The organism is Pseudomonas sp. R3.Fl (assembly GCF_023516765.1).
Lineage (GTDB): Bacteria > Pseudomonadota > Gammaproteobacteria > Pseudomonadales > Pseudomonadaceae > Pseudomonas > Pseudomonas citronellolis.
In genome coordinates, this window is sequence record NZ_JAMGSO010000001.1 from 3,340,068 (window position 1) to 3,359,671 (window position 19,604).

Annotated in this window: 17 protein-coding genes; 10 read left to right on the plus strand and 7 right to left on the minus strand. The window is 68.8% G+C overall.

What is annotated here, in order from left to right; genetic code table 11:
* The first annotated feature begins 22 nt into the window (after positions 1-22).
* The 3 genes from M8R19_RS14715 to M8R19_RS14725 all read left to right on the plus strand — a co-directional run bounded on the left by M8R19_RS14715 (position 23) and on the right by M8R19_RS14725 (position 2,296).
* Complete coding sequence (locus M8R19_RS14715) at positions 23-706, plus strand: Crp/Fnr family transcriptional regulator (RefSeq protein WP_009614901.1); 684 nt, start codon at positions 23-25, stop codon at positions 704-706.
* Between the two features lie 2 nt (positions 707-708).
* Entirely contained in the window at positions 709-891 is a 183-nt protein-coding gene (locus tag M8R19_RS14720; RefSeq protein WP_074978221.1) for a protein DnrP, read from the plus strand.
* Between the two features lie 232 nt (positions 892-1,123).
* Positions 1,124-2,296: an IS4 family transposase gene (locus M8R19_RS14725; protein ID WP_249917089.1), complete on the plus strand. Its 1,173-nt coding sequence runs from the start codon at positions 1,124-1,126 to the stop codon at positions 2,294-2,296.
* Between the two features lie 513 nt (positions 2,297-2,809).
* On the opposite strand, the gene M8R19_RS14730 is transcribed toward M8R19_RS14725, so the two are convergent.
* From M8R19_RS14730 to M8R19_RS14755, 6 genes are all read right to left on the minus strand, one after another.
* Positions 2,810-4,657 (minus strand): nitric oxide reductase activation protein NorD, encoded by a 1,848-nt coding sequence (locus M8R19_RS14730; protein WP_249918162.1) that lies wholly within the window; start codon positions 4,655-4,657, stop codon positions 2,810-2,812.
* 58 nt (positions 4,658-4,715) lie between these two features.
* On the minus strand, positions 4,716-6,140 hold the full coding sequence (locus M8R19_RS14735) for a cbb3-type cytochrome c oxidase subunit I (RefSeq protein WP_249920179.1): 1,425 nt from the start codon (positions 6,138-6,140) through the stop codon (positions 4,716-4,718).
* Positions 6,140-6,580: a c-type cytochrome gene (locus tag M8R19_RS14740; RefSeq protein ID WP_043314711.1), complete on the minus strand. Its 441-nt coding sequence runs from the start codon at positions 6,578-6,580 to the stop codon at positions 6,140-6,142. The genes M8R19_RS14735 and M8R19_RS14740 overlap by 1 nt, the downstream gene beginning before the upstream one ends.
* Positions 6,581-6,694: 114 nt before the next feature.
* Positions 6,695-6,943 (minus strand): cytochrome C oxidase subunit IV family protein, encoded by a 249-nt coding sequence (locus tag M8R19_RS14745; protein ID WP_009614890.1) that lies wholly within the window; start codon positions 6,941-6,943, stop codon positions 6,695-6,697.
* On the minus strand, positions 6,940-7,533 hold the full coding sequence (locus M8R19_RS14750; RefSeq protein ID WP_074978229.1) for a cytochrome c oxidase subunit 3: 594 nt from the start codon (positions 7,531-7,533) through the stop codon (positions 6,940-6,942). The genes M8R19_RS14745 and M8R19_RS14750 overlap by 4 nt, the downstream gene beginning before the upstream one ends.
* Positions 7,517-8,311 carry a CbbQ/NirQ/NorQ/GpvN family protein gene (locus tag M8R19_RS14755; protein ID WP_009614887.1) on the minus strand — a complete coding sequence of 265 codons (795 nt, stop codon included), beginning with the start codon at positions 8,309-8,311 and terminating at the stop codon, positions 7,517-7,519. The genes M8R19_RS14750 and M8R19_RS14755 overlap by 17 nt, the downstream gene beginning before the upstream one ends.
* 199 nt (positions 8,312-8,510) lie before the next feature.
* On the opposite strand from M8R19_RS14755, the gene M8R19_RS14760 reads away from it, so the two are divergent.
* The 7 genes from M8R19_RS14760 (at position 8,511) to M8R19_RS14790 (ending at position 16,603) form a co-directional block, all read left to right on the plus strand.
* Positions 8,511-8,822, plus strand: a complete 312-nt coding sequence (locus tag M8R19_RS14760; protein WP_009614885.1) for a c-type cytochrome — start codon at positions 8,511-8,513, stop codon at positions 8,820-8,822.
* 115 nt (positions 8,823-8,937) lie between these two features.
* The gene (gene nosR / locus M8R19_RS14765; protein WP_249920180.1) at positions 8,938-11,037 is read left to right on the plus strand and encodes a transcriptional regulator NosR; all 2,100 of its coding nucleotides are present in this window, start codon (positions 8,938-8,940) and stop codon (positions 11,035-11,037) included.
* Between the two features lie 37 nt (positions 11,038-11,074).
* Positions 11,075-12,988: a TAT-dependent nitrous-oxide reductase gene (nosZ, locus tag M8R19_RS14770; protein ID WP_074978235.1), complete on the plus strand. Its 1,914-nt coding sequence runs from the start codon at positions 11,075-11,077 to the stop codon at positions 12,986-12,988.
* A 75-nt stretch (positions 12,989-13,063) separates the two neighbouring features.
* The gene (locus M8R19_RS14775) at positions 13,064-14,335 is read left to right on the plus strand and encodes a nitrous oxide reductase family maturation protein NosD (RefSeq protein WP_370311023.1); all 1,272 of its coding nucleotides are present in this window, start codon (positions 13,064-13,066) and stop codon (positions 14,333-14,335) included.
* A complete protein-coding gene (locus M8R19_RS14780; protein ID WP_074978240.1) occupies positions 14,332-15,246 on the plus strand; it encodes an ABC transporter ATP-binding protein in 915 nt (304 codons plus the stop codon). Before M8R19_RS14775 ends, M8R19_RS14780 begins: the two co-directional genes overlap by 4 nt.
* Complete coding sequence (locus M8R19_RS14785; RefSeq protein WP_009614874.1) at positions 15,243-16,067, plus strand: ABC transporter permease; 825 nt, start codon at positions 15,243-15,245, stop codon at positions 16,065-16,067. The genes M8R19_RS14780 and M8R19_RS14785 overlap by 4 nt, the downstream gene beginning before the upstream one ends.
* Positions 16,068-16,090: 23 nt before the next feature.
* Positions 16,091-16,603, plus strand: coding sequence for a nitrous oxide reductase accessory protein NosL (locus tag M8R19_RS14790; protein ID WP_074978244.1), 513 nt, complete (start codon positions 16,091-16,093; stop codon positions 16,601-16,603).
* Positions 16,604-16,608: 5 nt separating this feature from the next.
* Here M8R19_RS14790 and M8R19_RS14795 read toward each other — a convergent pair whose 3' ends face one another.
* Positions 16,609-19,461 (minus strand): EAL domain-containing protein, encoded by a 2,853-nt coding sequence (locus M8R19_RS14795; RefSeq protein WP_249918163.1) that lies wholly within the window; start codon positions 19,459-19,461, stop codon positions 16,609-16,611.
* Between the last annotated feature and the right edge of the window lie 143 nt (positions 19,462-19,604).

Below are 19,604 nucleotides of genomic sequence, written 5' to 3' on the forward strand. Positions count from 1 at the left end.
CCCGGCCCAGGAAAGCTCCGCCATGCAGTCCCAGCGCGTCCACCAGCAGATCCTGCGCGGGCATCACCTGTTCGATGCCCTCGACGAGGCGCAGCTGGAACAGCTGCTCGCCACCTGCCAGCTGCTCAACCTCGACAAGGGCGACAAGCTGTTCCACCAGGGCGAGCCGGCGCATGCGTTCTTCTTCGTGATATCCGGCGCGGTGAAGATCTTCCGGCTGACCCCGGAGGGCCAGGAGAAGGTGCTGGAAGTGGTGGTCGGCCGGCAGACCTTCGCCGAGGCCATGATGTTCATGGACACCCCGGACTACGTCGCCTCAGCCCAGGCGCTGGAGCCGACGCAGGTCTACCGCTTCGCCAACCGCACCTACCTGGAACTGCTGCACAGCAACCCGCAGCTGCCCTTCGCCCTGCTCGGCACCCTGTGCATCCGCCTGCACCGGCGGATCAACGAGATCGAGACGCTGTCGCTGAAGAACTCCACCCACCGGGTGGTGCGCTACCTGCTGACGCTGCTCAACCGCCACGGCGACGCCGACCTGCGCTTCGACCTGCCGATGGCCAAGCAACTGGTGGCCGGGCATCTGTCGATCCAGCCGGAAACCTTCTCCCGCGTGCTGCGCCGGCTGATCGACGAACGCATCATCGACCTGCAGGGCCGCACCGTGCAGGTCCTCGATCCGCTGCGCCTGGAGCAGTTCGAATAGGTATGCGCCAGTGCCTGTATTGCCAGCAAGCCAGCACCGACGAGCACGCCGACTGCCCGCACTGCGGCATGCCGCTGCCGGCCGAACAGGCCCTGGCCCGGCAGAGGCGGCTGCGTCGGTTCCGGGTTTTCTGCGTCATTCTCGCGCTGTTCTGCGTGGCCATGGCCGTCTGGTTGCCGCGTTAGGCGTCCTGAGACCGGTCTGCCGGCCGGATCGCGGATGAATCCGCTCCTACGCTGTTTTCTGGGTTCCCGCGTTCGCGGGAATGACGTCGGAAAACACGAATCTTAATCCCGTCATTCCCGCGAACGCGCACTACTGTCCGGAATATTTATCGGGGAAAGTCTGGAGGGCTTGCGGGGGCTGAAGGCACGGGTTAAACCGTTGAGCGCCAACTCAACCTCACAGCCCCGCAAGATGTTCAGGATAAGCCGTTTTCACGATGTTCTAAAAGCGCTGCCTCGCGGCGTCTTCGATCGACTGGTCGCCGAACAAAACGCCGACAAGCACAGCAAGCGCTTTGGCAGTTGGGATCACCTGGTGGCCATGGTGTACGCCCACCTGGCAGGCGCGAGCAGCCTGCGTGCGCTTGAAACCAGCTTCAACAGCCACCCCCATCAGCACTATCACCTGGGTACGGGCCCGATCCGACGTTCCACCCTGGCCGACGCCAACGAACGCCGTAATACCGAGGTCTTCGCCCAGGCAGCGCACTACCTGATGGCGGGCGTCTGCCGGCAGTTACGCCGTGACGGGAAAGAGCTGCTGTACCTGCTGGATTCCACCACGATCCCCCTCAAGGGCCCTGGCTTCGACGAATGGACGTTGTCCAATCGAACCCGCTCCCAGGGGCTGAAAGTCCATGTGCTGTATGCCGAGCAGGCGGCTGCGCCGGTGCACTGCAGCTTCAGCGCAGCCAACGTCAACGACGTTGATGAAGGCAGGAGGCTGAACATCGAACCGCAGGCCACCTACGTGTTTGACAAGGGTTATTACGACTTCAACTGGTGGGCGAGCCTGGATGCCCAGAAGGCCCGCTTCGTCACACGATTCAAGTCCAATGTGCAGCTCAAGGTCCTGGCTCAGCGCGAGATCCCCCAGCAAGACCGGGAAACGATCCTGCGAGACGAAGAGGTGAGTTTCTCCAACCGCAACCCAGGTGGCCGGCGGCGTAATCACTACACCCAGCCCCTGCGGCGGATCCTGGTGAACCGCCCAGGCGATGAGCCGCCTCTGAGCCTGGCGACCAACGACCTGAGTAGCCCGGCGGCAGAAATCGCCGAGCGCTACCGGGATCGCTGGCGGATCGAGCTGTTTTTCAAATGGATCAAGCAACACCTGAAGGTCAGGCGTTTCCTGGGCCGTAGCGAGAATGCCGTGCGCATCCAGATTCTCTGTGCGCTGATCAGCTACTTGTTGCTGAGCCTTTACCAACGCAGGACGGGAACGCAGCAGAGCCTGTGGATGCTGATGGTGGAGGTACAGGCGACGCTGTTTCAGCGTCCTGGCCTGGAGGCTGAACGTTACCGACGACGGCAAGAGCGAATACGCGAGATCAACCTGCGTCAGGGGCAACTGTTAATAGCATGAGGCGTGCCGGACAGCAGTGCGCGAACGCGGGAACCCAATAGACAGCCGAATGCTTCTCGTAGGAGCGAGCTTGCTCGCGAACGGGGTTTCCGGCGACGCAGGTGTTGGGCTCAAGAGCACCCTCTCCCCAACCCTCTCCCGCAAGCGGGAGAGGGGGCTGTCCTGAGCGGCCGGTAAATCCGGAGCCATCCTGATACGCCCGGCTACGAGGTGCTTTTCGTAGGAGCGAGCTTGCTCGCGAACGGGGTTTGCCGGTGGCGTAAGTGTTGGGCTCAAGAGCGCCCTCTCCCCAACCCTCTCCCGCAAGCGGGAGAGGGGGCTGTCCTGAGTGGCCGGAAAATCCGGTCGCGAACGGGTCCCGCTGCGGGGATTGGTTCGCGAGCAAGAACCAGGCGTCCCCCCTCGCTCCTACAAAGGGCTGTCCACCGCCTCACTCGCCACATCGTTCCCCTGTAGGAGCGCGCCCTGCGCGCGATTCGCGGGCAGAGCCCGCTCCTACAATGGCGCACGGCCTCACTCGCGGCGGCGGGTCAGTTGGCGGTATAGCTGCGGCAGGCGCAGCGGCAGTTGGGCCGGGTCGCGCAGCATCAGGTAGCCCTGGTGGCCGAACAGGTGCGGCAGGTAGTCCGCCGCCTCGCGGTCGATGGTCAGGCAGAACGGCAGCACCCCGGCGCGGCGGGCTTCCAGCACCGCCTGGCGGGTGTCTTCGATGCCGTAGCGGCCCTCGTAGCAATCCAGGTCGTTGGGCTTGCCGTCGGTGAGGATCAGCAGCAGGCGCTGGCGCTCGCCGCGTTCGAGCAGCAGTTGCGTGGCCCGGCGGATCGCCGCGCCCATGCGCGTGTAGTAGCCCGGGCGCAGGGCGCGGATGCGGCCGCGCACGGCGTCGCCGTGGCGTTCCTCGAAGCTCTTCAGCTGGGTCAGGCGCACGTGGTGCCGGCGCAGCGAGGAGAAACCGTACAGCGCGAAACGGTCACCCACCGCCTGCAATGCTTCGCCGAACAGCAGCAGGCTGTCGCCGATCAGGTCGATGACGCGGTGGCGGTCGTCCAGGTGCGCGTCGGTGGACATCGACAGGTCGGCCAGCAGCAGGCAGGCCAGGTCGCGGCGGGTTTGCCGGCGCTCGAGGAACAGGCCGGTCTCGGCGCAGGCGCCCAGGCGCCGTTCGACGCTGAAGTCCAGCCAGGCCTGCAGGTCCGGCTCGCTGCCCTGGGGCTGGCGGCGCAGCCACTGCGGTTGCTGGCGCAGGCCTTCGAATTGCCGGCGCAGACGCCGGGCGATGGGCGCGAGCGCGTCCGGCAAGGGCGCCGGCGCGGCATCGCGCGGCAGCATCGGTTGCAGGCAGACGTGGTCGGGCAGCAGGCACTGGCGCCGGTAGTCCCACTCTGGCAGGCGGATGCCCTCGCCCAGCGGCAGGTCGTCGTATTCGGCCGCCGGCAGGTCGAGGTCCAGGCGCAGGCCGCCGCCCTTGCGCTGGCGTTGCCGGGACAGGCTCAGGTGGTCGAGGTCCTCGGCCACCCGCGCGGCGTCCAGGTCCTCGCTGTCGTCGCCGGCGCGGTCCAGCTCGACGTGCTCGGACCAGCTGAACAGGTTCTCCAGGCGGAACAGCAGCAGGCCGCCGCGCCCCGGGTCCTGTTCGGTACGCTCGCCACGCTTGCGGGCGATGCCGTTGCGAGCTTCGCCCGTCGGCCTGCCCTGCTCTTCGCCGTCGACCAGCTCGGTGCGCTGCGGCGCCGCCAGTTGCTGCGGCGGATACAGCCACAACGGCAGCGGCCAGGGCGCGCGCTCGCTGCGCGGCAGGCGGAGGACGCTGCCCGGCTCGCGCAGGGCCTGGCGCAGCGCGCGCTCCAGCACCGCCTCGGCCGGCGGCAGCTGGGCCGGGTCCGGGCGCAGCGGCAGCAGCGCCTCCACCAGGCGTTCATAGCGCGGGCGCAGCAGCGGGTAGCGCTGCAACACGGCGAGGGTCCAGGCCTGGTTGTCGCCGGCCCAGTGCCGCAGCGGCTGGCTGTGCGCCGCGAGCAGCGCCAGCCAGCGGTAGAGTTCACGGTTCAGTTGCGCATCGGGGTAGACCGCCAGGCTGGGCGGCAGGCGCAGGGAATCGGCGTCGAACCAGGCCACCGGCAGCTGCTGGCAGGTGCCGGCCACCTGTTGCAACAGGCTGCGCCGCACCAGCAGTTCGCGCGGGCTGGCCGCCTCCACGCCGACGCCGGCCTCGCCGCCGGTGCCGCGGAACAGCAGCAGCAGGCTGCGGCGGACCTCGTCCAGGCTCACCGTCGCGTCCTCGAACGTCGGGCTCGCGCGGCGGGTGATGAAGCGGTGCCAGGCGCGGCCGAAGCCTTCCTCCAGTTCCAGGTGAATGGTCATCGCGGCCTCGCGAAAAAAAGGGCCCGCTGCCAGGCAGACGGGCCCCGGGGGAGGGAACTCAACCGGCCTGCTGCGCCACGCCCACCGCGATGCGGCCGCGCTGGCGGAAGCTCAGCAGGTAGCAGATCAGCCCGATGAGGAAGCCGAAGCCGGCGTACAGGCGCAGCCAGAAGAACACCTTCAGTTGCTCCACCGTGGCCATGAACGGCATGGCCGCGCCGTCGGCCGGCATCCGCTGCAGCCACACCTGCACCACGCCGGCGGCGGTCAGCAGCAGGGTGATCAGCAGCATGGAGATGGTCATCAGCCAGAAGGCCCAGATCTCCAGGCTCTGCGCCCGGGCGTCGGCCGCCTCGCCGATCCCGCGCAGGCGCGGCATGGCGTAGCTGATCAGGGTGATCACGATCATCACGTAGGCGCCGTAGAAGGCCAGGTGGCCGTGGGCCGCGGTCAGCTGGGTGCCGTGGGTGTAGTAGTTCACCGGGGCCAGGGTGTGCAGGAAGCCCCACACGCCGGCGCCGAGGAACGCGGTCACCGTGGTGCCCAGGGCCCAGAGCGAGGCGGCCTTGTTCGGGTGCTCGCGGCGACGGCGGCGCACCATGTTGAAGGCGAACAGCACCATGGCGAAGAACGGCAGCGGTTCAAGCGCGGAGAAGATCGAGCCGAGCCACAGCCACACGCCCGGCGCGCCGATCCAGAAGTAGTGGTGGCCGGTGCCGATGATGCCGGTGATCAGGGCCATGGCGATGATCACGTAGAGCCACTTCTCCACCACCTCGCGGTCGACACCGGTGACCTTGATCAGCACGAAGGCCAGCATCGAGCCCATGATCAGCTCCCACACGCCTTCCACCCACAGGTGCACCACCCACCACCAGTAGTACTTGTCGCGGGCCAGGTTCTCCGGGTTGTAGAAGGAGAACAGGAAGAACACCGCAAGCCCCACCAGGCCGGTCATCATCACCACGCTGACCACCGTCTTGCGGCCCTTCAGCAAGGTCATGCCGATGTTGTAGAGGAAGCCCAGGGCGACCACGACTATGCCCAGCTTGGTGATGGTCGGCTGTTCGAGGAACTCCCGGCCCATGGTCGGCAGCAGCTCGTTGTGGGTCAGCCGCGCCAGCCCCGCGTAGGGCACCAGCAGGTAGCCGAGGATGGTCAGCACCCCGGCCGCGGCGAACACCCAGAACAGCACGATCGCCAGTTTCGGGCTATGCAGCTCGCGGTCGGCCTCCTCCGGCACCAGGTAGTAGGCCGCGCCCATGAAGCCGAACAGCAGCCAGACGATCAGCAGGTTGGTGTGCACCATGCGCGCGACGTTGAAGGGGATGGCCGGGAACAGGAAGTCGCCGACCACGTACTGCATGCCCATGACCAGGCCGAAGACGATCTGCCCGACGAACAGCATCAGGGCGAATACGAAGTACGGCTTGGCCACCGCTTGCGAGGCGAATTTCAGATGGGGATTGCCCGGGTTCATGATCAACCCTCCTTGTTCGGCGGCCATTTGTTGGTATCGATCTTCGAGGTCCAGCGCAGGAAGGCCGCCAGGTCCGCCACCTCCTGGTCGCTGAGGTGGAACTGCGGCATCTGCCGGCGCCCGGGGATGCCCAGCGGCTGCATCTTCATCCAGGCGGCGAGGAAGCTGTCGAAGGCGGCGTCACCACCGCGGCGGCCGATCACGTTGCCCAGCTCCGGCGCGAAGTAGGCGCCCTCGCCGAGCAGCGAATGGCAGCCGACGCAGTTGTTCTGCTCCCACACCAGCTTGCCGCGCACCACCGACTCGGTCAGCTCGGCCTGGTTGGTGCGTTTGGGGAAGGTGGTTTCGGTGTGATAGGTCAGGGCGAGAAACACCAGGAAGAAGAAAACGCCTCCCCCCAGGTAGATGTTCCTCGCCATGCCCTTGGTGAAGGTGTCTGACATGGGGTCCTCCTCGGTCTCGATTTGCGGCCATTCTAGGAAGGCCCCCGGGCCGATCCGCTTGATGGCGATCAAGAAAGACCAATGCTTCCTGTCAGGTATTTATTTTCAGGTAAATCAGTAGCTTGCGTGGACGGCCAGAAGGAGCACGGCGAGCGCCAGCGGCCAGCCGAGCAGCAGCCGGCGCCACAGCGCCGGGCCGTGGCCCAGCTCCATGAAGCGCAGCACGATGAGCCAGGCCTTGCCCAGCGCCAGCAGCAGGATGCTCGCCACCGGCAACAGCGCGCTGGCGGCGTGGTTGCCGAGCCAGATGCCGGCCAGCGCCAGCGGCACCAGCAACGCCCAGGCCAGGGCCAGCGACCTCATGGCAGCGGCGCCAACACGTAGACCAGCGGGAACAGCATCACCCACACCAGGTCGACCATGTGCCAGTACAGCGCCCCGGATTCCAGCCCGCCGAGGGCGCCCTCGGCATAGGCGCCGCGCAGGCAGCGCAGGGCCATCCAGCCGAGGATCACCAGGCCCAGCCAGACGTGCAGGAAGTGGAAGCCGGTGACCAGCCAGAACAGCGTGAAGAAGGTGCTGTGCTCCAGATCCAGCCCGCGCTGCGCCAGGTGCAGGTACTCGCCAGCCTTCAGCCAGACGTGCAGCAGGCCCAGCGCCAGCGCCGCCAGCAGCAGGAAGCCGGCGCGGCGCTGGTAGCCGCGGCGCACCAGCTCCACCGCGGCGGCGGCGAGGAAGCCGGCGGTCAGCAGGCTCAGCGTCAGGACCAGGCCCAGGGACAGGTCCAGCGCCGCGCGGCCGTCGCGGAAGCCCTCGGCATCCAGGCGCTGGGCCACGGCGAAGACCAGGATGAGGATGGCGAAGACGCTCAGCTCGGCGAGGATGAACAGCCACATCGCCAGGTCGCCCGGCAGGCGCCGGGTGCCGGCCAGGGCCTCAGGCGAAGTGGACATCGACCAGGTCCATCAGCGCGGCGACGGTGCCCTCGTCGTCGGACAGCGGCTCGGCCAACCCGGCGCGGCACGCCTCGCGCGGCGCCAGCCCGGCATGGATCAGCCGCGCGGTGAGCACCAACAGGCGCGTCGAGCAGACTTCCTCCAGCTCCTGCCGCCCCAGGCGGCGCAGGGCCACGCCCAGTTGCGCCAGGCGCTGGGCCAGCTCGCGGTCGACGTTGGCCTCGCGGGCGATGATGCCCGCCTCCACCTCCGCCGCCGGGTAATCGAAGCGCAGCGCCACGAAGCGCTGGCGGGTGCTCGGCTTCATGCCCTTGAGCAGGTTCTGGTAGCCGGGGTTGTAGGACACCACCAGCATGAAGCCGGGCGGCGCCACCAGCGACTCGCCGGTGCGCTCGATGAACAGCTCGCGGCGATCGTCGGCCAGCGGGTGCAGCACCACCACCGTGTCCTGGCGCGCCTCGACCACCTCGTCGAGGTAGCAGATGCCGCCCTCGCGCACCGCGCGGGTCAGCGGGCCGTCCTGCCACCAGGTGCCGTCGCTGCCGATCAGGTGGCGGCCCACCAGGTCCGCCGCCGACAGGTCGTCGTGGCAGGCCACGGTGTACAGCGGCCGGCCCAGGCGCTGCGCCATGTGCTGGACGAAGCGCGTCTTGCCGCAGCCGGTGGGGCCCTTGATCAGCACCGGCATGCCTTGCGCCGCGGCTTCGCCGAACAGCGTCACCTCGTTGCCGCTGGGCTGGTAGAAGAGCGGAAGTTCCTGGGCGGGGGCGTTCATGGGCGGGGGGTCTCCATCGGGTTCCACGGCTTGGCACGCTAGCCAGCGCGACGATCCGCCTCAAGCGCCGCGCCGGAAGTTCTTGATTGTCATCAAGCGCCCGCGCGAAGGGCCCCTCCTAGAATCGCAGCCACCGCCGGGCGGGACGCCGGCATCTGGATCCGGCGCTGCGGCGCCAAGCCTGCGAGGAAAGAGAACCATGAACAAAGCAATGGCCGTACTGCTGGCCGCCGGGTTGCTGGCACAGGCGCCAGCCTTCGCCAGCAGCGCCGAGGACCTGTTCAAGGCCAAGGCCTGCGTGGCCTGCCACACGCTGGACAAGAAGCTGGTGGGCCCGGCCTTCCATGACGTGGCGAAGAAGTACGGCGACCAGTCCGACGGCGTGGCCCACGTGATGCACAGCATCCGCAAGGGCAGCCAGGGCGTCTGGGGCGCGATGCCGATGCCGCCCAACGCCGTCAGCGAGGACGAGGCCAAGACCCTGGCCGAGTGGATAGTCACGCTCAAGTAAGTTGTCGCCGAGGGGAGGAAACCCGATGGCCGCCGACCAGGATGCCCACTGTAGAACGGAGCCCGATGCCGGGCGCAAAGGCGCCGTCTGGTGCCTCCATCTGCTGCTGGGCTGGCTGCTGCTACTGGTCGGCCTGGCCGCCCACGGCGCCGAACTCAGCGACCTGGAGCGCACGCGCATCACCCAGGTGTTCCCCGGCGTCGAGCGCATCGGCGACGCCGAGGGCGAATTCGGCGTGCGCCGCCTGTTCAAGGGCGACGAGCTGCTCGGCTACGCCTTCCAGAGCATCCGCGTCACGCAGATGCCGGCCTATTCCGGCAAGCCGATCAACCTGCAGGTGATCCTCGATCCCCATGCGGTGATCCGCGACGCCTATGTGCTGGAACACCATGAGCCGATCCTGCTGATCGGCATTCCCGTCGAGAAACTGCATGCCTTCACCGCCGGCTATGCCGGCGTTCGGGCCGACCAGCGCGTGGTGGTCGGCCGCTCCAGCGACGCCCAGACGACCACCATCGATGCCGTCGCCGGCGCCACTGTCACGGTGATGGTGGTCAACGAGATCGTCATGCGCGCCGCCCATACCGTGGCGGTGTCCCTGGGGCTGATCGAGGACGGCGGCAGCGTGCGGCCCAAGCCCGCGCAGGTGCGCCTGGATGCCTTCCAGCCGGCGACCTGGGCCGAGCTGACCGGCAACGGCGCGATCCGCCGCCTGCAACTGAACCGCGGGCAGATCGACGACGCCTTCAAGGGCACCGAGGCCGCCGGCGTCGGCGCGGCCGATGCGGCGCACCGCGCGGACGACTTCATCGACCTCTACACCGCCCTGCTCAACCCGCCAACCGTCGGCCGCAACCTGCTGGGCGAACGGCAGTACCAGGAGCTGATGGACTCGCTGAAGCCCGGCGAATACGCCATCGCCGTGCTGGGCAACGGCCAGTATTCGTTCAAGGGCTCGGGCTACGTGCGCGGCGGCATCTTCGACCGGGTGCAGCTGCGCCAGTTCGGCGACATCCTCAGCTTCCGCGACCTCGACTACCAGCGCCTGTCCGACGTCTACGCCGAGGGCATGCCGGCCTTCGCCGAGATGGCCGTCTTCGTCGTCCGCGCCCAGCACCGCTTCGACCCCGGCACGCCGTGGAACCTGGAGCTGCTGGTGCGCCGCCAGACCGGCCCGGTGGCCAGCCTGTTCACCAGCTTCGCCCTGCCCTACCAGACGCCCGAGGCCTACCTGCTGCGGCCGCAGCCCAGCGCCGAGGAACTGGCGGCCCTGGAAGAGGCCAAGCGCCCCCTGTGGCTGCGCATCTGGTACCAGAAGAGCTTCCGGATCGGCGTGCTGCTCGGCGCCCTGGCGCTGCTCGCTACCATCCTCTTCCTGCAGGACGCCCTCACCCGCCGCCCGCACCTGCTGCACTGGGTGCGCCGCGGCTACCTGGCGTTCACCCTGGTGTTCATCGGCTGGTACTGCCTGGGCCAGCTGTCGGCGGTCAACGTGCTCACCTTCGTCCACGCGCTGTTCGAAGGCTTCCGCTGGGAGCTGTTCCTCAGCGACCCCATCCTGTTCATCCTCTGGACCTTCACCGCCGCCAGCGTGCTGCTCTGGGGACGCGGCGTGTTCTGCGGCTGGCTGTGCCCGTTCGGCGCCCTGCAGGAGCTGCTCAACGAGGCCGCGCGCAAGCTGCGGGTGCCGCAGTTCGAATTGCCCTTCGCGGTCCACGAACGGCTCTGGGCGATCAAGTACATCATCCTGCTGGCGCTGTTCGGCCTGTCCCTCGAATCGCTCTCCACTGCCGAGCGCGCCGCCGAGGTGGAGCCGTTCAAGACCGCCATCACCCTGGGCTTCGCCCGCCAGTGGGGCTTCGTCGCCTACGCCGCCGGCCTGCTGCTGGTCAACCTGTTCACCCGCAAGGTCTATTGCCGCTACCTCTGCCCGCTCGGCGCGGCCCTGGCCATCCCCGGCAAGGCGCGCCTGTTCGACTGGCTCAAGCGGCGCAAGGAATGCGGCCAACCCTGCCAGCTGTGCGCCCGCGAATGCGAGATCCAGGCCATCCACCCGGACGGCCGGATCAACGCCAACGAGTGTCACTACTGCCTCGACTGCCAACTCACCTACCACGACGAAAACAAGTGCCCGCCGCTGGTGAACAAGCGCAAGAAACGTAGCAAGCAGGCACCGGCGGACGACGGCGAGCGGATCGCCGTGCGCCAACTCTGATGCGCCAATTTTGAATAGCAACTTGGGAGGATCGGACATGAACGAGAAGAAACACCCGCAACCCGAAGACGCCAGCGGCTTCAGCCGCCGTGACTTCCTCGGCGCCTCGGCGGTCACCGGCGCCGCGGCGCTGGTCGGTGCCAGCGCCCTGGGCGGCGCGGTGATCCCGCGCGAGGCCTGGGCCGACACGGTCAAGGCGGCGCAGGCCAAGGCCCACGTCGGCCCCGGCGAGCTGGACGAGTACTACGGCTTCTGGAGCGGCGGCCACTCCGGCGAGGTGCGGGTGCTGGGCATCCCCTCGATGCGCGAGCTGATGCGCATCCCGGTGTTCAACGTCGACTCGGCCACCGGCTGGGGCCTGACCAACGAGAGCAAGCACATCCTCGGCGACAGCGCGCGCTTCCACAACGGCGACTGCCACCACCCGCACATCTCCATGACCGACGGCAAGTACGATGGCAAGTACCTGTTCATCAACGACAAGGCCAACAGCCGCGTCGCGCGCATCCGCCTGGACATCATGAAGTGCGACAGGATCGTCACCGTCCCCAACGTCCAGGCCATCCACGGCCTGCGCCTGCAGAAGGTGCCGCACACCAAGTACGTGTTCTGCAACGCCGAGTTCATCATTCCCCACCCCAACGACGGCTCCAGCTTCGACCCCGGCGCGGACAACGCCTTCACCATGTACAACGCCATCGACGCCGAGACCATGGAGGTGGCCTGGCAGGTGATCGTCGACGGCAACCTGGACAACACCGACATGGACTACACCGGCCGCTTCGCCGCCTCCACCTGCTACAACTCGGAGAAGGCGGTGGACCTGGCCGGCATGATGCGCAACGAGCGCGACTGGGTGGTGGTGTTCGACATCCCGCGCATCGAGGCCGAGATCAAGGCCAAGCGCTTCGTCACCCTGGGCGACTCCAAGGTCCCGGTGGTCGACGGCCGCCGCAAGGACGGCAAGGACAGCGCGGTGACGCGCTACATCCCGGTGCCGAAGAACCCCCACGGGCTGAACACCTCGCCGGACGGCAAGTACTTCATCGCCAACGGCAAGCTGTCGCCGACCTGCAGCATGATCGCCATCGACAAGCTGCCGGACCTCTTCGCCGGCAAGCTCAAGGACCCGCGCGAGACCATAGTCGCCGAGCCGGAGCTGGGCCTGGGCCCGCTGCACACCACCTTCGACGGCCGCGGCAACGCCTACACCACGCTGTTCATCGACAGCCAGCTGGTGAAGTGGAACCTGGAGGACGCGGTGCGCGCCTACAAGGGCGAGAAGGTCGACTACATCCGCCAGAAGCTCGACGTGCACTACCAGCCGGGGCACAACCACGCCTCGCTCTGCGAGACCCGCGAAGCCGACGGCAAGTGGGTGGTGGTGCTGAGCAAGTTCTCCAAGGACCGCTTCCTGCTCACCGGCCCGCTGCACCCGGAGAACGACCAGTTGATCGACATCTCCGGCGACGAGATGCAACTGGTCCACGACGGCCCCACCTTCGCCGAGCCGCACGACTGCATCATGGCCCGCCGCGACCAGATCAAGCCGCGCAAGATCTGGTCGCGCGACGACCCCTTCTTCGCCCCGACCGTGGCCCGGGCGAAGAAGGACGGCATCGACCTGCTCAAGGACAACAAGGTCATCCGCGACGGCAAGCAGGTGCGCGTGTACATGACCTCCATGGCGCCCACCTACGGGATCACCGAGTTCACCGTGAAGCAGGGTGACGAGGTCACGGTGACCATCACCAACCTCGACGAGATCGAGGACGTGACCCACGGCTTCGCCATGGTCAACCACGGCGTGAACATGGAGATCAGCCCGCAGCAGACCTCGTCCATCACCTTCGTCGCCGACAGGCCCGGGGTGCACTGGTACTACTGCAGCTGGTTCTGCCATGCCCTGCACATGGAAATGGTCGGCCGCATGCTGGTGGAAAAGGCCTGATACGGGCCGCGGGCGCTGCCGGGCTCGGGGGCCCGGCAGCCGCCACCTGCAAACGCCCCCGGAGGATGCTTCCGCGTGCCCACTTCCCGCGCCTGCCTCGCCCTGCTGCTGACGCTCGCCGGCCCCGCGCTGGCCGCGCTGCAGCCAATCGACGAGCTGCCCCTGCGCGCCGCGGGCGAAGGACAGTGGACGCTGGCGGCCGGCACCTACGCCGGCCACTTCCTCATCGACCGGCCCATGCACCTGCGCTGCGAGGACGGCGCCACTTTCGATGGCCAGGGCGAGGGCAGCGCCCTCACCGTGCGCAGCGCCGAGGTCACCCTCGAAGGCTGCCGGGTGCGCAACTGGGGCCGCAACCTGACCGACATGGACTCGGCGATCTTCGTCGAGAAGCGCGCCCGCGGCGTGGTCCTGCGCGGCAACCGGCTGCAGGGCCCGGGCTTCGGCATCTGGCTCGACGCCAGCGAAGACGCCCAGGTGCTGGACAACCGCATCGAGGGCGATGTGCAACTGCGCTCCCAGGACCGCGGCAACGGCATCCACCTCTACGCGGTGCGCAACGCCCTGGTGCGCGGCAACCGGGTGCGCCACACCCGCGACGGCGTCTACATCGACACCGCCAACGACAGCGCCATCGAGCACAACCGCCTGGAAGACCTGCGCTACGGCGTGCACTACATGTTCACCAACGACAGCCGGGTGATCGGCAACCTGACCCGCCACACCCGCACCGGCTACGCGCTGATGCAGAGCCGCAAGCTCAGCGTGATCGGCAACCGCTCGGTGGACGACGAGAACTACGGCATCCTGATGAACTACATCACCTATTCGACCCTCGAAGGCAACCGCGTCGAGGGCGTGCGCAGCGGCAGCGGCGTGACCGGCGAAGGCATGATCGCCGGCGCCGAGGGCAAGGCGCTGTTCATCTACAACTCGCTGTACAACCGCATCGAGGGCAACCGCCTGGCCGGCAGCGCCCTGGGCATCCACCTGACCGCGGGCTCGGAGGACAACCGCATCGCCGGCAACGCCTTCGTCGGCAACCGCCGGCAGGTGCTCTACGTGGCCAACCGCACCCAGGAATGGTCGGTCGACGGCCGCGGCAACTACTGGAGCGACTACCTGGGCTGGGACCGCGACGACGACGGCCTGGGCGACGTCTTCTACGAGCCCAACGACAACGTCGACCGCCTGCTGTGGCTGTACCCGCAGGTGCGCCTGCTGCTCGCCAGCCCATCCATCGAACTGCTGCGCTGGGTGCAGCGCGCCTTCCCGGTGACGCGCTCGCCGGGGGTGCGCGACAGCCACCCGCTGATGCGCGAACCGCAAGCGGAGGCGTCCCCATGAAGCTGCTGCAAATCCAGGGCGCCAGCCTGCGCTACGGCGCCTTCACCGCCCTGCACGGGCTCGACCTGGACCTGGCCGCCGGCGAAGTGCTCGGCCTGCTCGGCCACAACGGCGCCGGCAAGACCACCAGCATCAAGCTGATGCTCGGCCTGCTGCACCCCGACTCGGGCAGCGTGCGGGTGTTCGGCCACGCCGCCGACGCCCCCGCGGTGCGCCGCCAGCTCGGCTTCCTCCCGGAGAACGTCACCTTCTACCCGCAGCTGACCGGCCGCGAGACCCTGCGCCATTTCGCCCGCCTGAAGGGCGCGGCCGCCGCCGAGGTGGACGCGCTGCTGGAACAGGTGGGCCTGACCCAGGCCGCCAACCGGCGCCTGAAGACCTACTCCAAGGGCATGCGCCAGCGCCTCGGCCTGGCCCAGGCGATCCTCGGTCGGCCGCGCCTGCTGCTGCTCGACGAGCCCAGCGTGGGCCTCGACCCGCTGGCCACCGTCGAGCTCTACCGCCTGCTCGACCGCCTGCGCAACCAGGGCACCGGGGTCATCCTCTGCTCCCACGTGCTGCCCGGCGTCGAATCCCACATCGACCGCGCCGCCATCCTCGCCCACGGCCGCCTGCTGACCTGCGGCAGCCTCGCCGAGCTGCGCCGCGAGGCCGGCCTGCCGACGCGCATCCGCATCGCCGGCCCGCGCAACGAACACTGGCTGGCCCACTGGCGCAACAGCGGCTACGCCGTGCGCGCCCTGGATGGCGGGCGCATCGAGCTGCTGGCCGACGAAACGCGGCAGCGCCGGCTGCTGCAGGCGCTGCTGGAAGAACAACCCCAGGGCCTGGAGGTGCTGCCGCCATCGCTGGAGGACCTCTACCTGCACCACATGCAGGACGCCGCGCGCGCCTGCGGAGAAACAGCATGACGCCGGTCTGGCACATCGCCCGCAAGGAACTGGCCGACGGCCTGCGCAACCGCTGGCTGCTGGCGATCAGCCTGCTGTTCGCCCTGCTCGCCGTGGGCATCGCCTGGTTCGGCGCGGCCACCGCCGGGCAGGTGGGCTTCACCTCGATCCCGGCGACCATGGCCAGCCTCGCCAGCCTGGCCACCATCCTCATGCCGCTGATCGCCCTGCTGCTGGCCTACGACGCCATCGTCGGCGAGGAGGAAGGCGGCACCCTGCTGCTCCTGCTGGCCTACCCGCTGAGCCGCGGCCAGCTGCTGCTGGGCAAGTTCCTCGGCCACGGGCTGATCCTCGCCCTGGCCACCCTGCTCGGCTTCGCCGCCGCCGCGCTGTCCATCGCCGTGCTGGTGGCGGACATCCAGCTGTCGCAGCTGCTGTGGGCCTTCGCCCGCTTCATCCTGTCCTCCACCCTGCTCGGCTGGGCCTTCCTGGCCATGGCCTACGCGCTGAGCAGCCGCGTGAGCGAGAAGTCCACCGCCGCCGGCCTGGCGCTGGGCCTGTGGTTCTTCTTCGTGCTGCTCTTCGACCTGGCCCTGCTGGCCCTGCTGGTGCTCGGCAAGGGCCGCATCAGCCCCGAACTGCTGCCCTGGCTGCTGTTGCTCAACCCCACCGACATCTACCGCCTGATCAACCTCTCCGGCCTCGGCCCGGAGATCGACGGCGTGCTGGTCCTGGGCCGCGACCTGCCGGTGCCCGGCGCCGTGCTCTGGCTGGCCCTGGCGGCCTGGACGCCGGCGGCGCTGGCCCTGGCCTACCGGCTGTTCCGGCGCCGCCCGGCCTGAACCCCCACTCCAAGGAGCCCCCGATGCCGCTGCCCCGCCTCTACCTCGCCGCCGCCCTGTTCAGCCTGCTGCTCGCCGGTTGCGGCGACGGCCGCCAGGACGCCGCCAACCTCGCCCCGGTGCCCTTCCACGACGGCGACGAATGCCACGTCTGCGGCATGCTCATCGACGGCTTCCCCGGGCCCAAGGGCGAGGCCGTGAGCGCCGGCAAGGTGCGCAAGTTCTGCTCCACCGCCGAGCTGCTCGGCTGGTGGCTGCAGCCGGAGAACCGCCACGACGGCCAGCGCCTGTACGTGCACGACATGGCCCGCAGCGACTGGAACCACCCGGACGACCGCCACCTGATCGACGCCACCAGCGCCTACTACGTGGTGGGCATCCAGCGCCCCGGGGCGATGGGCGCCACCCTCGCCTCCTTCGGCAACCAGGCCGACGCCGAGCGCCTGGCCAAGGCCGAAGGCGGCCGCGTGCTGCGCTTCAGCGAAATAGACCAGGCCGTGTTGCAGGGCGTGAGCGGCGACCACGCGCACCGCTGAGCGGCCTAGCGCGGCCGCTGGCCGTGGGCCTCCAGGAAGGCGGTGAAGGCTGCCGGCGCCAGCGGCGGGCTGATCAGGTAGCCCTGGATCTCGTCGCAGCGGTGCTGGCGCAGGAAGTCCAACTGCTCCTGGCGCTCCACGCCCTCGGCCACCACCTTCAGCTCCAGGCTGTGGACCATGGCGATGATGGCGCGGGTGATGGCGGCGTCCTCGCCCTGGGCGGACAGGTCGCGGATGAAGGTCTGGTCGATCTTCACGTAGTCCACCGGGAAGCGCTTGAGGTAGCTGAGCGAGGAATAGCCGGTGCCGAAGTCGTCGATGGCCAGCTTCACGCCCATCTCGCGCAGTTGGCGGAAGGTGGTGCTGACGCTCTCGACGTTCTCCAGCAGCTGGCTCTCGGTGATCTCCAGCTCCAGCAGCCGCGGCTCCAGGCCGGTTTCGTCGAGCACGGTGCGCACCAGGCTGACCAGGTTGCCCTGGCGCAGCTGGTGCACCGAGAGGTTCACCGACACCCGCAGGTCGGCCAGGCCGCGGGCCTGCCAGGTGCGCCCCTGGTGGCAGGCGCGGCGCAGCACGAACTCGCCGATGGCGCCGATCAGCCCGGTTTCCTCGGCCAGGGGGATGAAGTCGCCGGGCGGGATCATGCCCTGCACCGGGTGGCGCCAGCGCACCAGGGCCTCGGCGCTGTCCAGGCGGCCGTTGGCCAGGTTCAGCTTGGGCTGGTAGTGCACCTCCAGCTGGCCGTCCTCGACGGCCTTGCGCAGCTGCACTTCCAGTTGCAGGCGCTCCAGGGTGCAGGCCTGCAGGTTGTCGGTGAAGAACTGGAAGGTGTTGCCGCCCAGGTGCTTGGCGTGCTGCATGGCCATGTTCGCCTGGCTCATCAGCGCGGAAATCTCCCGGGCGTTCTCCGGCAGCAGGCTGATGCCCAGGGAGGCGCTGAGCATCAGCTCCTCGCCGGCAACGCTCATCGGCATGCGCAGGCGCGTCAGCAGGCGGCTGGACAGGCGCGCCAGGGCCGAGAGGCTGGAATAGGAATCCACCAGCACGGCGAACTCGTCGGCCGACAGCCGGGCAATGGTGTCCGCCTCCGGCACCGCCTGGGTCAGGCGCCGGGCGATCTGCCGCAGCAACTGGTCGCCGACCTCGTGGCCGAGGCTGTCGTTGAGCAGCTTGAAGCGGTCCAGGTCGATCAGCAGCAGGGCCAGGCTGCGCCCGCTGTGCCGCGCGCGCTGGCCGGCGTCGTGCAGGCGCTGCTTGAACAGGCCGCGGTTGGCCAGGCCGGTGAGCTCGTCGTAGTGCGACAGGTAGCGCAGGCGCTCCTCGGCGTCGCGGCGCGCGGTGAGGTCGGCGAAGAAGCCCACCACGTGGGACAGCTGGCCGCGGTTGTCGCGCACCATGTTCAGTTGCAGCCATTGCGGGTAGGGCTCGCCGTTCTTGCGCGTCTCCAGCAGCTCGCCCTGCCAGCTGCCGGCGCGCTCCAGCTCCTCGCGGATCAGCAGGTACTGGCGGCGCGTCTCGGGGTTGCCGGAAAGGCTGGTGGCGACCTGGCCGATCACCTCTTCCGGGCGGTGCCCGGTGACGCGGCTGAAGGCCTGGTTGACCGCCAGCAGGCGGTAGTCGGCATCGAGGATGACGATGCCCTCGCTGGCCGCCTCGAACACCGTGGCGGCCAGGCGCTGTTCCTCCTCGCGGCGCTTGCGCGCGCTGACGTCGCAGCGGGTGCCGACCATCCGCGTGACCTTGCCGCGGGCGTCGCGGGCCATCACCCGGCCGCGGTCCTCCACCCACACCCAGTGGCCGTCGGCGTGGCGCACGCGGTATTCGACGCGGTAGCCGTCGGTGCGCCCGCGCAGGTGGTCGGCCAGGGCCCGGCGCAGCAGCGGCACGTCGTCCGGGTGCAGCAGCGGGCGCAGGTCGGCGCGCATGCTGCGCACCACGTCCTGGTCCAAACCGAAGATTTCCCGCAGGCGCGAGTGGTGCACCTCGTCGGTGCGCAGGTTCCAGTCCCATAGCCCCAGCTCGCTGGCCTCCAGGGCCATGGCCAGGCGCGCCTGGCTGTTGCTTAGCTCGACGCTGCCGGCCTCGACCCGCACCTGCAGCTGGTCGCGCGCCTCGCGCAGGGCGCGTTCGGCGCTGCGGCGCTGCTCGACCTCGCGGCCCAGGTCCTGGTTGAGGGCTTCCGCGCGCCCCTTGGCCTGCTCCAGGTGGTCTACCAGCGCAAGGGTCTGGAAGCGCCGCAACAGGCTGCCCTGGACCAGCCGGTTGACCTGCCAGGCCACCACCAGCAGGGCCGATAGCAGGATCGAGCCGAGCAGCCCCCAGCCCTGCTGCAGGTCGCTGCCCTTGAGCAGCAGGTAGCCGATGGACGGCAGCAGGCAGGGCAAGGCGAAGGTCAGGAAGGCCGGCAGGCTCACCGCGTAGGCGACGCTGGCGGAAAGAATGGCCGCGGCGATCAGGCCGAACACCAGGGCCTGTTGCAGGAAGGCGTCGGGCGGCACCAGGGCGATGGCGGCGAAGGCCAGTGTCAGCCCCGAGGCGCCGGCGCCGAAGAGGAACGCCCGCTGCCAGTGCGCCTCGGCCTGGCGCTGCGGCTCGGCGTTGTGGAAGGCGGCGACCTGGATCAGCCGCATCACCGCCAGCAGCACCAGCCACACCAGCCAGCCGGACAGCAGCAGGCCGTCCTGGCTATGCCAGAGCAGGCCGGCGCAGGCCAGGCCGTTGAGCAGCATGAGCAGGGTCGGCACCCGCGAGCCCTGGTAGAGCAGGCGGGTGCGCTCGATGGCCAGTTCGTGGGCGTATTGCTGGCGGATCTCGGCCTGGCTGAAAGGCGCGGCCGAGGTATCCAGGTATGCGGTCATAGGCGGCTTTTTCTTGTAGTGGTCGGCCTTGGCGTGGCCCGAGCATAACCGAGGCGGCAGGGTCGCCCAAGCTCGGGAAAGCGGCAATATGCCAGCAAATCGCTGAACTTTCGTCGGGCAGGTGCCGGACGGCGCTTTGGTTT

Excerpts from the sequence above, each read along its gene's own strand:
- M8R19_RS14715 (WP_009614901.1), top strand. The coding sequence starts at position 23 with ATGCAGTCCCAGCGCGTCCACCAGCAGATCCTGCGCGGGCATCACCTG.
- M8R19_RS14720 (WP_074978221.1), top strand. The coding sequence starts at position 709 with ATGCGCCAGTGCCTGTATTGCCAGCAAGCCAGCACCGACGAGCACGCC.
- M8R19_RS14725 (WP_249917089.1), top strand. The coding sequence starts at position 1,124 with ATGTTCAGGATAAGCCGTTTTCACGATGTTCTAAAAGCGCTGCCTCGC.
- M8R19_RS14730 (WP_249918162.1), bottom strand. The coding sequence starts at position 4,657 with ATGACCATTCACCTGGAACTGGAGGAAGGCTTCGGCCGCGCCTGGCAC.
- M8R19_RS14740 (WP_043314711.1), bottom strand. The coding sequence starts at position 6,580 with ATGTCAGACACCTTCACCAAGGGCATGGCGAGGAACATCTACCTGGGG.
- M8R19_RS14745 (WP_009614890.1), bottom strand. The coding sequence starts at position 6,943 with ATGAGGTCGCTGGCCCTGGCCTGGGCGTTGCTGGTGCCGCTGGCGCTG.
- M8R19_RS14750 (WP_074978229.1), bottom strand. The coding sequence starts at position 7,533 with ATGTCCACTTCGCCTGAGGCCCTGGCCGGCACCCGGCGCCTGCCGGGC.
- M8R19_RS14755 (WP_009614887.1), bottom strand. The coding sequence starts at position 8,311 with ATGAACGCCCCCGCCCAGGAACTTCCGCTCTTCTACCAGCCCAGCGGC.
- M8R19_RS14760 (WP_009614885.1), top strand. The coding sequence starts at position 8,511 with ATGAACAAAGCAATGGCCGTACTGCTGGCCGCCGGGTTGCTGGCACAG.
- nosZ (WP_074978235.1), top strand. The coding sequence starts at position 11,075 with ATGAACGAGAAGAAACACCCGCAACCCGAAGACGCCAGCGGCTTCAGC.
- M8R19_RS14780 (WP_074978240.1), top strand. The coding sequence starts at position 14,332 with ATGAAGCTGCTGCAAATCCAGGGCGCCAGCCTGCGCTACGGCGCCTTC.
- M8R19_RS14785 (WP_009614874.1), top strand. The coding sequence starts at position 15,243 with ATGACGCCGGTCTGGCACATCGCCCGCAAGGAACTGGCCGACGGCCTG.
- M8R19_RS14790 (WP_074978244.1), top strand. The coding sequence starts at position 16,091 with ATGCCGCTGCCCCGCCTCTACCTCGCCGCCGCCCTGTTCAGCCTGCTG.
- M8R19_RS14795 (WP_249918163.1), bottom strand. The coding sequence starts at position 19,461 with ATGACCGCATACCTGGATACCTCGGCCGCGCCTTTCAGCCAGGCCGAG.